Consider the following 14,583-nt stretch of genomic DNA (forward strand, 5'->3'; position numbering starts at 1 on the left):
GCAAAGGCAAGGGCAAGGACTGGAAACGGTCAGTGAGGCTCAAACATTAAACAAAGAAATCTATGATTTCAAAAATAAACGCGTAAGCATCATGAATAAAGTGATGCCAATCCTATTGTTTCTATGCGCATCCGTATCCGTTCTAACAACGATAGGTATTGTCGTCACACTCATCTCGGAAACCTATCAGTTTTTTCAGAAAATACCGATTTTAGATTTCTTGTTTGGGACCAAATGGTCACCGTTAATCGCGCCAAAAAGCTTCGGCGTTCTGCCGCTCCTGTCAGGCACGCTTATGATTACGTTTATCGCCTGTTTAGTTGCTATTCCGCTAGGACTTGCGAGTGCCATTTACTTATCGGAGTATGCGCCGAAGCGGGTTCGCAAAATCGTTAAGCCCATTTTAGAAGTGCTTGCAGGTGTACCGACAATCGTATACGGTTACTTCGCATTAAGCTTGGTAACGCCTCTTATCCAGAGTCTATTCAACAGCGCTGGCATTTTCAACGCGTTAAGCGCAGGTATCGTAGTCGGTATTATGATCATTCCGATGGTTAGCTCGCTAAGTGAGGATGCGATGTCATCGGTTCCGCGCAGTCTGCGCGATGGCGCATATGCCCTTGGAGCTACAAGATTCGAGGTTGCTTTGAAAATCGTTGTGCCAGCCGCTTTCTCCGGTATCGTGGCTTCAGCGGTTCTCGCTTTCTCACGGGCGATCGGCGAAACGATGATCGTTACAGTGGCAGCGGGCTCTACGCCTAATATGACCGCTAATCCGCTTGACAGTATCCAGACGATGACCGCTTATATCGTTCAGGTCAGCCTTGGAGATACGCCGCACGGAACGGTTGAGTACGGATCGATCTTCGCGGTCGGCATGACGCTGTTCGTCATTACGTTCCTGCTCAATATTCTTGCCCAGTATATCGCAAGAAAATTCAGAGAGGAGTACTAAGATGAACATATTTCAAGATGCGAATCGCAAGCAAATCGCGGGTCGGCGCAAAACGGACTGGATGCTTCATATGCTGTTCGTCGTGGCTACCTCCATCGGCGTGCTCGCGTTATGCGCCCTGATCATAGATATTTTGATCGACGGTATTTCGAGGCTTCAGCCTGATTTATTCACGAACTTTCCATCCCGCAAGGCCGATGGCTCGGGGATGAAATCCGCGCTTGTCGGTACGATCTATATGCTGCTTATTATGGCGCCAATTTCGTTTATTTTCGGAGTGGGAGCGGCCATTTATCTCGAAGAATATGCGAAGAAGGGCCGTATCACCCGGATGATTCAGCTTAATATCAGTACGCTTGCGGGCGTTCCGTCCATCGTGTACGGGATTCTGGGCTTGACCCTGTTCGTCCGTCTTCTCGCGCTTGACCGCAGTCTCATTGCCGGCGCGCTAACGATGACGCTGCTCGTGCTGCCTATTATTATCGTTTCGGCGCAGGAAGCGATCCGCGCCGTTCCGAAGTCGCGCCGCGATGCTTCATTTGCGCTCGGCGCGACCAAATGGCAAACCGTATCCCGTTCGGTTATGCCCTCTGCGCTTCCAGGCGTCCTGACTGGCGTTATTCTTGCCATGTCGCGGGCAATCGGCGAGACGGCGCCCCTCGTTATGATCGGAGCGCTGACTTATGTCGCATTTTTGCCAGACGGTCTCATGGATTCGTTTACAGTTATTCCGATTCAAGTGTACAACTGGTTGTCTAAGCCTCAGCTTGAGTTCAAGGAGCTTGCGGCCAGCGGTATTATCGTTTTGCTAGCGCTGCTGCTGTTGATGAATTTCTCGGCCATATTGCTTCGCAATAAATATCAGAAAAACGTTTAATAGCGTTGCTGGCATGAGCATACATTTTAGGAGGAAAACGATATGGAAGCACTTATTAATATTAACAAGCTGAATTTGTTTTACGGCGCTTTCCACGCTTTGAAGGATGTAACGCTGACGATTCCAGAGAAAGCGATCACGGCTTTCATTGGACCTTCCGGCTGCGGCAAATCAACGCTGCTTCGTACACTGAACCGCATGAATGACATGATTCCTGGCACTCGTATCGAGGGCGGTATCGCTATCGGCGGAACCGAGATTTATTCCAATGAAGTGGACGTAGAGACGCTTCGCAAAAAGGTAGGCATGGTGTTCCAGCAGCCGAACCCTTTCCCGAAATCGATTTATGATAATGTCGCATACGGTCCCCGCTTGCATGGGATTACAAGCAAACGGGAGCTTGACGAGATCGTAGAAACGAGCTTGAAATCCGCTGTGCTCTGGGACGAAGTAAAGGATCATTTGAAACGCTCGGCCTTCGGACTCTCCGGCGGACAGCAGCAGCGTTTGTGCATTGCCCGCGCGCTTGCCGTGAATCCCAATATTTTGCTCATGGATGAGGCCACATCTGCCCTAGATCCGATTTCCACGCTTAAGATTGAAGAGCTTGCCCAAGAACTGAAGGATAAATATACGATCGTGATGGTTACTCATAACATGCATCAGGCAGCCCGCGTATCGAACCAAACCGTGTTTTTCTTAAATGGGGAAGTCGTGGAATACTCGGATACAGAGAAGCTGTTCTCCAATCCCACAGATCAACGTACGGAGGATTACATTAGCGGTCGCTTCGGTTAAGCAGGAGTCAGCCATAGTAGTAACTTATATTGTAGGAGGAATGCCGTTGTGATGGTTGCACGTAAAGAATTTGACCAAGGACTTGAGCATCTTCATAACCTGTTGATCGACATGGGTACATTCGTAGAGAATGCGTTGGTAGAATCGATGGAGGCGCTAAAGTCCGTTGACGTTGCCCGCGCCAAGAAGGTCATCGAGAAGGACCCGACGCTGAACCAAATGGAAGAGAAAATTACGGAAATCGGCTCGAAGCTTATTGCTACGCAGCAGCCGGTAGCCAAGGATTTGCGCCGAATTTTGTCCGCATTCAAAATTGCGAGCGATTTGGAGCGGATGGGCGATCTTGCTGTTGATATCGCTAAGGTTGTCCTGCGCCTAGAAGGACAGGAGCTGATTAAGCCGTTGATCGATTTGCCGCGCATGGCAGAAATCGTTCAATTGATGACGTATGAATCCATTCAATCCTTCATTCAGGAGAACGTGGATTTGGCGTACAAAATGGCGAAGGACGACGATCAGGTTGATGCCCTTTACGGACAAATAACCCGTGAGCTCTATTCACTTATGATGGAAAATCCCCGCAACATCACGCAATCGTCATTGCTGAGCTTTGTCGGACGCTACTTGGAGCGGTTCGGTGATCACGCAACGAACATCGGCGAGAGCGTCGTTTATCTCGTGACAGGGAATAGACCGGATTTGAACGTATAAAATGAGGTAAACGATACTTAAGACCGTCGAAGCCAAAGCGCTTGGACGGTTTTTTTGTTAAATCTCACAGCGTGATGTGCTTCTTCCGAACGTCCTTTGCCATTTAAGCCTATCTGGACATGGGTAGTGAAAAAAATGTCGAATTTTACCGGGATTTAATCCTTTTATGCATCTCCATTCACAATTGAGTGCTAAAGTAAGTGTCAAAGGACTAGAAATAGAAGCTAGTCGAACGAGGGGAATATCATGAATGGAGTCGGGATTGGTTTATTCAATCGAGATATGCTCCGCAGCATCAAAGAGCGCTGGGATGAGGGCGGCATCGGTGTTATCTATGTTCGCTTCCGATTAGGTCATGCCTTGTCAGAAGCTGCATTGCATCTTTGGGAGAGCGGAGAGCAAAGACTCTTTTGGCGTCAGCGGCTTGAATGGGACTACTTCTTTTTGTTTGAACGTCGGCAAGAGGATGATCCGATCGTCAAGGTCATTGAACAAGCGTTGGAGCGGTTGCACGGCAGGTTACGGAAAGCTTGGGCAGCTGGCGGGAAGGAAAACGCGGCAGAATGCGAAGCTGAGGTTAGCATGGGGATATCTGCCGCGTTTCCTCCAGCTACCGGCCGTTCCTCGGAATCGGTTGTATACAGGATGCTGCTGGATGCGATGGAGCAGAGCGCATATCATATCTCGCTTGGCAGGGAGCATAAGGAATCCAGCCCGGTTAGCCGATTGGACAAGGTGAACTTCGGTCAGTTCGCGGCAACAAGTGAGTCCTCGCATAACCAAGATTTATCGGGGGTTCACAGCAAATCCGTAAGAATTGGCACGCTCGCAGTTCCGTTTCCGATATTTCCTGCAAGGGCAAGAGTATCGGAGGTCGCTTACTTGTTTGATACGAATGCAAAGGCGCAAGGCGCTGTCATTGTCGACCAAGGAAAACCGATCGGAATCCTAATGAAGGAGAAGCTGCATCAGATGCTGGCCGGCCAATTCGGGCTTCCGCTTTATTGGAACAGGCCGGTCGAGCGAATCATGAACAATCAGCCGCTCATCGTGGATGAACAGCTGACTGTCGAGCATGTATCGCAGCTGGCGATGGCGCGGGATTTTTCGCAGCTTTACGATGTAGTTCTCATTACGAAGGATGGGCAGATGGCGGGTGCGGCTTCGATTAGATCCATTCTGGAGTGCATAACGACGCTCCGAACGGAGGCAGCGCGCACGGCTAATCCGCTTACGGGGTTGCCGGGGAACGAGGAAATCCAGCTCGAGCTGCGACGGCGAATCGGCCAAGCCGAGCCGCTTGCCGTCATCTATGCGGATCTCGACTATTTTAAATGGTATAACGATTGCTTTGGCTTTGGCATGGGCGATAATTTGATTCGCTACCTCGGAGAATTACTACGGAGAGAGCTTGATCAGTTCGGCGGCAGCGTTGACTTTATCGGTCATATCGGCGGGGATGATTTTATAGCGGTGACGAAGGCTTCTATTGCTGAAAGCTTATGCAATTCATTGATCACAAAATTCGAACATGGCATTAAACCCTTCTACGGGGGTGCCGAGATCACCACTGTCGAGGATCGGCATGGCAACCTAATTGATCATGAGGGCGTAACGCTCTCCTTGTCGCTCATGCTGTGGGATGGGAAGGTGCCGCTTACGACGGAGGAGATCCCAAGGCTGGCGGCTAAGCTGAAAAAGCAAGCGAAAGCACTTAAAGGCAGCGTATGTGTCATGGATCAAATATCAGGAATGCATCATGGAGAGGAACGAAAGTAAAATTGAGACAACTTAGTGAGATATGGCGGCTAAAAGGCGTGAAGAACGAGAGCGCAGGCCATCTTGGCATTATATATTTGTCGTGGCAGCTTCCGACTGGCGATCAGAGGAGCCGCGATTGCTCGCTGCAGGAGCAATGGCGCGTTTTTGCGGAGCGCGAGGCAAAAGCTGCATTTGGCAGCTCCTTGCTTTATGAGGGTTTACAATGGATGAAGGAGGATTTATTCATTCATTTGCGATTGCCGGCAGGACGCCAGCCGCTGCTTGAGGGGTGGCTGCTTGAGCTTGCCCATAAGCATACTCATGATTGGGAGCGGCGCTTTATTGAAGGGCTCGACTGCGGGGAGCGGCTTAACGTGGATAGGAAGCTTCATGCAGGGGTTGCCGTTTCCTCAAATGATTCGCTTGCCGCAGACGGCTTGGTTTGGTACGAGGTAATGAAAAAAGCGATTTTGCACGGCCAATCGGCAGACGCAATGGTGCGCAGCTTAAAGCGGCGGGCAATCGACCACGTGATCGGCGAACGGCTTATCAAGCCCGTGTACCAGCCAATCGTTTCGCTGCAGCGTTCGGTAGAGGTGTTTGGTTACGAAGCGCTAACGCGAACGGAGGATACGACTTGGTTCGGGGGGCCAATGGAGCTGTTTCTCTTTGCCGAGCAGCAGGGATTGACATACTCGCTGGATCGCTTGGCAAGGGAGAAAGCAATCGACGGCTGTATCCCGCTTTTGCCAAACCAGAAGCTGTTTATAAACGTAATGGCGCAAATTATGGAAGACCCAAGCTTTTCGCCGGGACAAACGCTAAGCCTGCTGGAGCAGCATCACTTGTCTCCGCATCATGTCGTCTTCGAGATTACGGAACGAAGCGCAATTGCGGATTTTGGCACGGTAAAAAAAACGCTCGAGCATTATCGCAGCCAAGGCTACCAGATCGCGATCGATGATGTTGGAGCAGGGTACTCCTCCTTGCAATCCGTAGTTGAGCTGCGACCTGATTATTTGAAGGTGGACCGTTCCATCATCCAGAACATCCATCTCGATGAGATGAAGGAGCATATTTTGTATACGTTGATCCAGCTTGCCGCCAAAATGGACATCTCGATTATCGCCGAAGGCATTGAGCTAGAAGAGGAGCTCTCGAAGGTGCGTGAGATGGGCGCCCAGTATGCTCAAGGATATCTCTTAGGCAAGCCTGAAGCTTTCCATTTGCCTAAGCATTAAAAGAACGTAATGGGCTTTCCTATGGCAGCGATGCTTGGGAAAAGCCCATTTTGTGGTATACTGGGAGGTATGAATGCTACATAAAGAAGGTGTTGATTCCTTATGGAAAAATGGATGCTCATTGATGGAAATAGTATAATTTACCGCGCGTTTTTCGCAATCCCGCCGCTTACGAATTCGTCCGGCAACCATACGAACGCGATATTCGGTTTTACGACGATGCTGCTCAAGCTGCTTGAGCAAGAGAAGCCGACACATGTGCTGGTTGCCTTTGATGCCGGCAAAATAACGTTCCGACATGAAGGTTATGCGGAATACAAAGGCGGAAGACAAAAGACGCCGCCTGAGCTGTCAGAGCAATTCCCGGTGCTTAAGGAGCTGCTGAACGCTTTCAATATTTCCCAGTTCGAACTGTCAGGCTTTGAAGCGGATGATATTATCGGAACGCTTACGAAAGCGGCAGACGATCAGGGCGTGGAGACGTTCGTCGTTACCGGGGACAAGGATATGCTCCAGCTTGCATCCGATAAGGTGACTATTGCGGTTACGCGCAAAGGTGTCAGCGAGGTTGATCTGTACACGCCCGAAGCTATTCAAGAGAAATATGGCCTTGTGCCAATGCAAATTATCGATTTAAAGGGTCTCATGGGCGATGTCTCCGACAATATCCCAGGCGTGCCCGGCGTCGGCGAGAAGACGGCGCTTAAGCTGCTGCACGAGCATGGCTCGGTTGAAGGCGTCTTGGACAATTTGGACAAGCTCAAAGGCAAGCTGAAGGAAAACATTGAGAATCATAAAGATGATGCCGCGATGAGCAAGAAGCTGGCGACCATATTCCGTGAGGTGCCTTTTGAAAAGAGCATGGAAGAGATTCGCTATGCGGGCTATGACGGCTCGAAGCTAGCGGATGCATTCCGCAAGCTCGAATTCAAATCATTGATCGAACGGCTGCAGCTAGGTGCGGAAGCAGGGGATATGGAAGAGGAAGCGCAGGCGGCGGCAGCTGATCTGAATATTCGAATTATCGAGACTGATAATGATGCGGAGATGCTGGCTAAGCTGGTCGGGCTGCTCGGGAAATCGGACAAAAACGGCTTGTATATCGAAGCCATAGGCGAAAATCCGCATCACGCGGAGCTGGTAGGCCTTGCGATTGCCACGGAGGAGGAGGTTTTTGCCCTTCCCTTCCATGTGCTTAAGCAGCCTTTCGCCGCGAAGCTTCGTGAGTGGCTGGAGCAAGCGGACAAGCCGAAGTACGGCTTTGATCTGCACAAGGTGGAGCTTGCGCTTAAGTGGAGCGGAATTAGCTTCGAGGGTTCAGCATTCGACGTTCAGCTCGCCGCCTACCTGCTTGATCCAACTGAAGCGAGCCAGACGCTGAGCGGCATCAACGAGAAGCAAGGGCTGTCTATGCTGCCGCCGGATGAAGCTGTATACGGGAAGGGCGCGAAGTTCAAAGTGCCAGATTCGGATACGTTGTACCGGCATTTGTCTATGAAGGCGGAAGCAGTTCGGAAGCTGGTGCCGCTGTTAACCGATGAGCTAAGCAATACGGGGATGAGCAAGCTTTATTTTGACATGGAGCACCCTTTGTCACGTATCCTCGCCGGTATGGAGTTTCAGGGCATTAAGGTGAAATCCGAGGAGTTGGAGGCGCTTGGCCGTAATCTGGAGGGACAGCTTACGACCATTATTAGCAATGTGTACAAACTCGCCGGCATGGAATTCAATATTGGTTCTCCAAAGCAACTTGGCGAGGTTTTGTTCGAGAAGCTTGGATTGCCCGCCAAGAAAAAGACGAAAACAGGCTATTCAACGGATGCAGAGGTGCTCGAGGAGCTCGCTCCTTATCATGACATTATCCCGCTAATCCTGCATTACCGCCAGCTCTCCAAGCTGCAGTCCACTTATGTAGAAGGGCTGCTGAAGGAGGTACGCAAGGAAACGGGCAAGATCCATACTTATTACCGCCAGACGATTGCAGCTACGGGTCGTCTAAGCAGTCAGTTCCCGAACCTGCAGAATATTCCGATCCGCTTGGAAGAAGGACGCCAAATCCGCAAGGCATTCGTTCCGTCTGAGCCCGGCTGGTCCATTGTAGCAGCCGACTATTCGCAGATCGAACTTCGGGTGCTTGCGCATATCGCAGACGATTCGAACATGAAGGAAGCTTTTATTAAGGACATGGATATTCATACGAAGACCGCGATGGACGTATTCGGCGTACCTGCTGATCAAGTCGATCCCAATATGCGGCGCTCAGCTAAGGCGGTCAACTTTGGTATCGTATATGGAATCAGCGATTTCGGTCTATCGCAAAACCTTGGCATCACACGTAAAGAGGCTGGCAAATTCATCGAGGATTATAAGGAAGTGTTTAAAGGTGTCCGTCAATATATGAGCGACATTGTCCTGCAGGCAAAGCGTGATGGTTATGTGGCGACACTGCTGGAGCGGAGACGCTACTTGAATGACATCAACGCCTCGAACTTTAACCTGCGCTCCTTTGCAGAGCGGACAGCCATGAATACGCCGATTCAAGGCACAGCAGCCGATATTATTAAATTGGCGATGGTGCATATGGATGCTACGCTGCGCGAGCGCAAGCTGAAGAGCCGCATGCTGCTTCAGGTGCACGATGAGCTCGTATTCGAGGTGCCGGAGGATGAGCTTGAGCTTATGAAGACGCTTGTGCCGGAGGTTATGGCTGGAGCGCTCGAGCTCGATGTTCCGCTTAAGGCGGACATGAGCTTCGGTGACAATTGGTATGAAGCAAAGTAGCCCATTGGCGCGCAGTTTCGGGTATAATGGTTGTTGAGGTGAGGAGAAATGCCTGAATTGCCAGAGGTAGAAACCGTAAGACGAACATTAATTGAACTTGTAGCGGGAAAACGGATTAAATCTGTAACCGTAAGACTCCCGCGTATTATACAGCGTCCCGCAGAGCCAGAGCAATTTGCGGATGCCTTGGTTGGACACACGATTCAAACCGTTGAACGTCGCGGCAAATTTTTGCGGATCCTATTGGATGGTCTGGTTTTAGTGTCGCATTTGCGAATGGAAGGACGTTATGGCGTATTTGCGTCGGATGAACCTATCGAACTGCATACGCATGTGATCTTTCATTTCGAGGATGGAACGGATCTTCGTTATAAAGATGTGCGCCAGTTCGGCACGATGCATTTGTTCCAAGCCGGGCAGGAGCTGGAGCTCCCCCCGCTTAACAAGCTGGGCATAGAACCGCTTGAGCCGTCCTTTACTCTTGAAGCGCTGCGCAGCAAGCTGGAGAAACGTGCGACGAAGATCAAGCCGCTGCTGCTCAATCAAGAGCATATCGTCGGTTTGGGTAACATTTATGTGGATGAAGCATTGTTTCAAGCTCGCATTCATCCCGAACGCACGCCTAATACATTAAAGCCGGCAGAGTGGAAGCGGCTTTACGAAGCCATTCGTTCTACGCTTGCGAATGCCGTTGAGGCGGGCGGTTCATCGATTAAATCTTATGTAAACGGGCAAGGCGAGATGGGGATGTTTCAGCATCAGCTGCTCGTTTACGGCAAGAAGGACGAGCCTTGTCCGACCTGCTCCAAACCGATTTTTAAATTTGTCGTTGGAGGCAGGGGCACGCATATTTGCAATAAATGCCAGCCATTATCCTGATCAGTGAAAGGAACGGAGCAATAGCATTTCTTAATCGACATGCACAGACAAATACTCCCCGCATATGATAGGTGTGTTACGAACAATAGGCGGATGTCTACTCACAGCGTTAACGTGAGCCGGATAACCGCCGTGCGGGGAGGGACTTAACGATTGTTCGCGCATGTTGCTTCGCTGTTAGTTCTTGCTTTTGCCGTTAGTTTAGATGGATTTGGTGTTGGTGTTACCTATGGCTTGCGGAGAATCCGCATCCCGTTGCTGTCGGTTCTTATCATTGCTTGCTGCTCCGGTCTGATTATTTATCTGTCCATGCAGGTAGGAGGCTGGCTGACCGGCTTTCTATCCGAATTCGTTGCGCGCCTCATTGGCGCATGCGTGCTGATGCTGATCGGCGGTTGGGCGCTTCTGCAGCTTAGGCGAGGAAAACGCAATGATGAGGCAAACGGGGCTGCCGAATCATCCGGCCGAGAGAGCGTCGTTGGAGCTGCTGATGGCAGTGCGAGAACGCATGCCGGAGAAATCGCAAGCGCAGCGCTTGTCGTTATGGTGGAGTTGAAACGCCTAGGGCTGGTCATTCAAATTTTGCGAACGCCGCAAGCAGCGGATGTCGACAAATCGGGGACCATCTCTGCATCGGAAGCGGTTATGCTCGGCGTTGCATTATCTCTCGATGCTTTCGGAGCAGGACTCGGTGCTGCGTTGATCGGTTTGCCTTCGCTGCTAACGGCTTTAATGATCGCGGCTGCGAGTGCGATTTTCTTAGTCGGCGGTATCCGTTTTGGTTTTCGTTTCTCTTCTTGGAGAGGCATGCAAACATTATCTTTACTGCCAGGCATATTATTAATCATGATGGGAATCATGAAGTTGTTATAATTTGAGGTGAAATGGATGAAAATCGGATTAACCGGCGGTATTGCCAGCGGTAAAAGCAATATCGCGAGCTTGCTCGTGGAACGCGGTGCGCTGCTGGTCGATGCCGATCAAGTCGCAAGAGAGGTTGTGCTTCCAGGTGAACCGGCACTAGAGGCAATAGCCTCTACGTTCGGACAAGCCGTACTTGAGGCGGATGGTTCGCTTAACCGGAAGGCACTAGGTGAAATTGTATTTCGGGACAAAGACTCGCTGGCTAAGCTCGAAGCGATTACGCATCCGGCTATTCGGGAGCGTATGCAGGCAAAAATACATACCTATGCGGAGCAGTTCCCCGAACGGTTAATCGTAGCGGACATCCCGCTTTTGTACGAGACCAAGCAGGAGCATCTCTTCGACGGCATAATGGTCGTATACGTGCCTGCGGAGATACAGAAGGTTCGATTAATGGAAAGAAACCAAGTTTCAGAGGAAGAAGCCAGTCGAAGAGTCTCGCTGCAAATGGATATCGAGCAAAAGCGCAGTAAGGCGGATTGGGTAATTGATAACAGCGGTTCGCTTGCGGAGACGAAGCGGCAGCTGGACGAATTTTGGAAAAGTCAGTGCTTGCCATGAGAGTGCTGCTGAAGAAAAGAGTATTGCTGTTGCTGCTGCTCGGATTAATGACGATTCTGTTCCTTAAATCCGATTGGCTTGGCACTTGGATGTACCCCGTTAAGTTTAAGGATGATATTCGGGCAAGCGCATCAAATTACGGAGTTGAGCCCCATTTGGTTGCGGCGATTATTCGCAGCGAAACCAATTATCGGACAGGCCAGGATTCGAAGAAGGGTGCTTTGGGCTTAATGCAAATTATGCCTGATACGGCGGATTGGGTCGTTCAAAAAGCGGGCTTTAAGGATGTAACGGAGGATACGCTTCGGCACCGGGCAGATGTTAGCATTGAGGTTGGCTCCTGGTATTTACAATCTTTGAACCAACAGTTTGATCAGAATAAGGTTGCCGCCGTAGCTGCGTACAATGCAGGTCCAGGCAATGTTCGGAAATGGCTGGAAACCGGCGTGTGGGATGGAACGATCGAATCGGTCAAGGAAATACCGTTCGGTGAGACTAGACACTATGTACAGCGGGTCATTTACTATTATAATAAGTATAAAGATTTATATCCGACTTTCTGATGGACAAGCAATTGCGAATGCGAAAATACAATGAAGCCTTGGAGGCCTGTCTCTTCATGGACAGGCCCAGCCAAAGCTTCCGTTATTCATACAACTTTTAATGAATCATTATTTGTATTGACCAGCAAGGGATTGCTCGGCAATTTGCACTAGGCGACGGGTAATGTATCCCCCGATGGAGCCTGCGTCTTTTGTAGCCATGTTGCCGTAGTATCCGTCTTGCGGAATCGCGATGCCTAGCTCTTGAGCAACTTCAAATTTCATTTGATCAAGGGCAGCTGTCGCTTGTGGCACTACCAGTTGGTTACTGCTGCGGGATGCGCTCATGTATGTTCACCTCCTTGCGGTTGGTAAAAGTATTATGTGCAAAAATCAAAACTTCATTACAGGAATTACATGGAAATTAAAATTATTTTTGAAGAGCTGATTTTCAAAGGCTTTTCGACAAAGAAAGGAGGCTAACCGCATCATGAAATGCCCATATTGCGACTATGCCGGTACGAAAGTATTAGACTCTAGACCGGCCAACGAAAACAAATCAATTCGCCGACGCCGTGAATGTGAAAAGTGCAGCCGCCGCTTCACGACCTTTGAAATGATTGAAGAAACGCCTCTAATCGTCATCAAGAAGGACGGCAGCCGCGAGGAATTCAGCCGCGACAAAATATTACGCGGTCTTATTCGGGCCTGCGAGAAGCGTCCAGTGCCCGTAGAGCGACTGGAGGTTATCGTATCCGAGGTGGAGAAGGAGCTTCGCACGACGGCACATGCCGAGGTCGATAGCAGCGATATCGGTTCCATCGTGATGAATGAGCTGTATCCGGTAGACGAGGTAGCCTATGTCCGCTTCGCATCCGTGTATCGCCAATTCAAAGATATCGATATGTTCATGAAGGAGCTCAACAACCTGCTCTCCAAGCATCCGCTTAACAGTATGATAGATAAAGATTGACAGATCTTAGGACCGTATGCTAAGATCAATCTTGTCGTCATTTGGGGCCTTAGCTCAGCTGGGAGAGCGCTTGCATGGCATGCAAGAGGTCAGGGGTTCGATCCCCCTAGGCTCCACCAAAAAAACAAAATCAACCACGTCCTCTGGACGTGGTTTTCTGTTTTATTGGTGGAAGCTCGAAGGAGGCGAACCCCGGGGTTCAGTCCGCGCGGACGGAGTGGACGAATATGCTTCAAAGGAGCGCTTCTAATGTAGGAGCACGGTGTCTGAATCTACCGCTAAAGGTCATCGTCGAGTAGGCTTCAACAGCCATTTGATCAAAGATTCGGACATCCCATGATGGATAAGCGAGTTAGTACGAGCTATATCCCATAGGCTCCATAAGAACAATCCGAAACCATCATGGTTGCGGATTTTTTTGTTATGGAGGTGTAAAAGGTTCGCTTTTGAATGCTGAATGATACTTTGAGTACTGCTCGTCGTGAAAATCCAACAGACCGCATTATTGCTTGGTCTGGCCGCAGGATGGAGCGTCAAATTTTATAACAGGTTGGCATGTCGCTTATTAAGAATTCAAATTGGCCAATTGAGAAGGTTTCCACCCAATACATTAAAATAATTGCTTTACAGGACACGTAATGGTGTTATATTATGAAATAGGACACTGATCGGTGTCGGATAATAATAAATTAATAAGGAAGAGGGTTCAAATGCATATACTAACCATCGTTCTTCAAAGTTGGCTGCTTTTCTCCATGGCCTTTTTTGGCGGAAGCAAGATTGCAGGAGCCAAGCATCAGGTCGAACTGTTTGATTCGATTAAGCTTCCTCAATGGTTCCGCGTTATTACGGGCTACGTTCAAATTGTTGGATGCATAGGACTTATTATCGGCTACTGGTATCCGGAGATTGCCGCATGGACCGGAATATTGATAGGCATTATGATGCTATTGGCGTGCTTCTCGCATTTCAGAGTCAAACATCCGATTGGAAAAGTGATACCGGCCTTATTAAATCTCTTGATAGCTACTGCAGTAGTAATTTTATATGCAGACGAACTACCCCATCTTTTTGGGTAAATTGCGACTGAATCTACCGCTAAGAGTCCTCGTCGAGTTATCTTCGTCAGCCATTTGATCAAAGTTTCGGACATACCATGATGGATAAGCGAGTTAATACGAGATGTATCCCTCTAGGCTCCTTCAATAAAACAAAATCAACCACGTCCTATGGACGTGGTTTTCTGTTCATATCTACATTTTCAATAAACTTCCTTCAAAAGCTCAAAAACTTCTTCAATCGTGAGGCCAAAGGATTTGTAATACGAAGTGTCAATAACCATCTGCTTCAAGATCATTTCATTGCGTTTTTGAAGCATCTCGTCGGCCGAGAGTTCGGCTATAAAACATCCTTTGCCGGTCACGGTGTAAATCAAACCAAGCCGTTCGAGTTCTTCCCACGCTTTTTTTTCTACGACAGCATAATCAACTAACAATTAAGTAGATCCCATCTTTTCTCTAACTCGCTGAGGTAGCTTTCAGTATTGCGATTAAATTTTTTACGTAATATGACGTTGGTTA

Annotated in this window: 15 protein-coding genes and 1 tRNA gene; 14 read left to right on the forward strand and 2 right to left on the reverse strand. The window is 49.4% G+C overall.

Translation table 11 applies throughout. From position 1 onward, the window contains the following. The first annotated feature begins 91 nt into the window (after window positions 1-91). The 11 genes from pstC to RCO25_RS27885 all read left to right on the forward strand — a co-directional run bounded on the left by pstC (window position 92) and on the right by RCO25_RS27885 (window position 12,051). Window positions 92-955, forward strand: coding sequence for a phosphate ABC transporter permease subunit PstC (gene pstC, locus RCO25_RS27835; protein ID WP_308999353.1), 864 nt, complete (start codon window positions 92-94; stop codon window positions 953-955). Window position 956: 1 nt separating this feature from the next. Next, a complete protein-coding gene (pstA, locus tag RCO25_RS27840; RefSeq protein WP_308999340.1) occupies window positions 957-1,832 on the forward strand; it encodes a phosphate ABC transporter permease PstA in 876 nt (291 codons plus the stop codon). A 42-nt stretch (window positions 1,833-1,874) separates the two neighbouring features. Then, complete coding sequence (gene pstB, locus RCO25_RS27845; protein WP_308999341.1) at window positions 1,875-2,630, forward strand: phosphate ABC transporter ATP-binding protein PstB; 756 nt, start codon at window positions 1,875-1,877, stop codon at window positions 2,628-2,630. A gap of 51 nt (window positions 2,631-2,681) precedes the next feature. Beyond that, complete coding sequence (phoU, locus tag RCO25_RS27850) at window positions 2,682-3,341, forward strand: phosphate signaling complex protein PhoU (RefSeq protein ID WP_308999354.1); 660 nt, start codon at window positions 2,682-2,684, stop codon at window positions 3,339-3,341. Window positions 3,342-3,587: 246 nt separating this feature from the next. Beyond that, window positions 3,588-5,120, forward strand: coding sequence for a GGDEF domain-containing protein (locus tag RCO25_RS27855; RefSeq protein ID WP_308999342.1), 1,533 nt, complete (start codon window positions 3,588-3,590; stop codon window positions 5,118-5,120). Between the two features lie 2 nt (window positions 5,121-5,122). Then, window positions 5,123-6,343, forward strand: coding sequence for an EAL domain-containing protein (locus RCO25_RS27860; protein ID WP_308999343.1), 1,221 nt, complete (start codon window positions 5,123-5,125; stop codon window positions 6,341-6,343). Window positions 6,344-6,445: 102 nt separating this feature from the next. Then, window positions 6,446-9,124 (forward strand): DNA polymerase I, encoded by a 2,679-nt coding sequence (polA, locus tag RCO25_RS27865; RefSeq protein ID WP_308999344.1) that lies wholly within the window; start codon window positions 6,446-6,448, stop codon window positions 9,122-9,124. A gap of 48 nt (window positions 9,125-9,172) precedes the next feature. Next, window positions 9,173-10,003 (forward strand): DNA-formamidopyrimidine glycosylase, encoded by an 831-nt coding sequence (mutM, locus tag RCO25_RS27870; protein WP_308999345.1) that lies wholly within the window; start codon window positions 9,173-9,175, stop codon window positions 10,001-10,003. A 153-nt stretch (window positions 10,004-10,156) separates the two neighbouring features. Then, window positions 10,157-10,876: an MntP/YtaF family protein gene (locus RCO25_RS27875; RefSeq protein ID WP_308999346.1), complete on the forward strand. Its 720-nt coding sequence runs from the start codon at window positions 10,157-10,159 to the stop codon at window positions 10,874-10,876. A 15-nt stretch (window positions 10,877-10,891) separates the two neighbouring features. Beyond that, a complete protein-coding gene (gene coaE, locus RCO25_RS27880; RefSeq protein WP_308999347.1) occupies window positions 10,892-11,488 on the forward strand; it encodes a dephospho-CoA kinase in 597 nt (198 codons plus the stop codon). Continuing rightward, window positions 11,485-12,051, forward strand: a complete 567-nt coding sequence (locus RCO25_RS27885; RefSeq protein ID WP_308999355.1) for a lytic transglycosylase domain-containing protein — start codon at window positions 11,485-11,487, stop codon at window positions 12,049-12,051. Before coaE ends, RCO25_RS27885 begins: the two co-directional genes overlap by 4 nt. Before the next feature lie 108 nt (window positions 12,052-12,159). On the opposite strand, the gene RCO25_RS27890 is transcribed toward RCO25_RS27885, so the two are convergent. Further along, complete coding sequence (locus tag RCO25_RS27890) at window positions 12,160-12,378, reverse strand: alpha/beta-type small acid-soluble spore protein (protein WP_169085206.1); 219 nt, start codon at window positions 12,376-12,378, stop codon at window positions 12,160-12,162. A 142-nt stretch (window positions 12,379-12,520) separates the two neighbouring features. Between RCO25_RS27890 and nrdR the strand changes: the two genes are divergently transcribed. The 3 genes from nrdR (at window position 12,521) to RCO25_RS27905 (ending at window position 14,082) form a co-directional block, all read left to right on the forward strand. Then, window positions 12,521-13,003, forward strand: a complete 483-nt coding sequence (gene nrdR, locus RCO25_RS27895) for a transcriptional regulator NrdR (RefSeq protein WP_308999348.1) — start codon at window positions 12,521-12,523, stop codon at window positions 13,001-13,003. A 43-nt stretch (window positions 13,004-13,046) separates the two neighbouring features. Then, window positions 13,047-13,122: transfer RNA gene (locus RCO25_RS27900), tRNA-Ala, on the forward strand. A gap of 591 nt (window positions 13,123-13,713) precedes the next feature. Next, window positions 13,714-14,082, forward strand: a complete 369-nt coding sequence (locus RCO25_RS27905) for a DoxX family protein (RefSeq protein WP_308999349.1) — start codon at window positions 13,714-13,716, stop codon at window positions 14,080-14,082. A gap of 182 nt (window positions 14,083-14,264) precedes the next feature. Here the strand turns inward: RCO25_RS27905 and RCO25_RS27910 are convergent, their stop codons facing one another. Then, a complete protein-coding gene (locus tag RCO25_RS27910; protein ID WP_308999350.1) occupies window positions 14,265-14,498 on the reverse strand; it encodes a GntR family transcriptional regulator in 234 nt (77 codons plus the stop codon). Window positions 14,499-14,583: the final 85 nt, after the last annotated feature.

Source organism: Paenibacillus sp. LHD-38, from assembly GCF_031157315.1.
In the GTDB taxonomy this organism is placed as follows: Bacteria; Bacillota; Bacilli; order Paenibacillales; family Paenibacillaceae; genus Pristimantibacillus.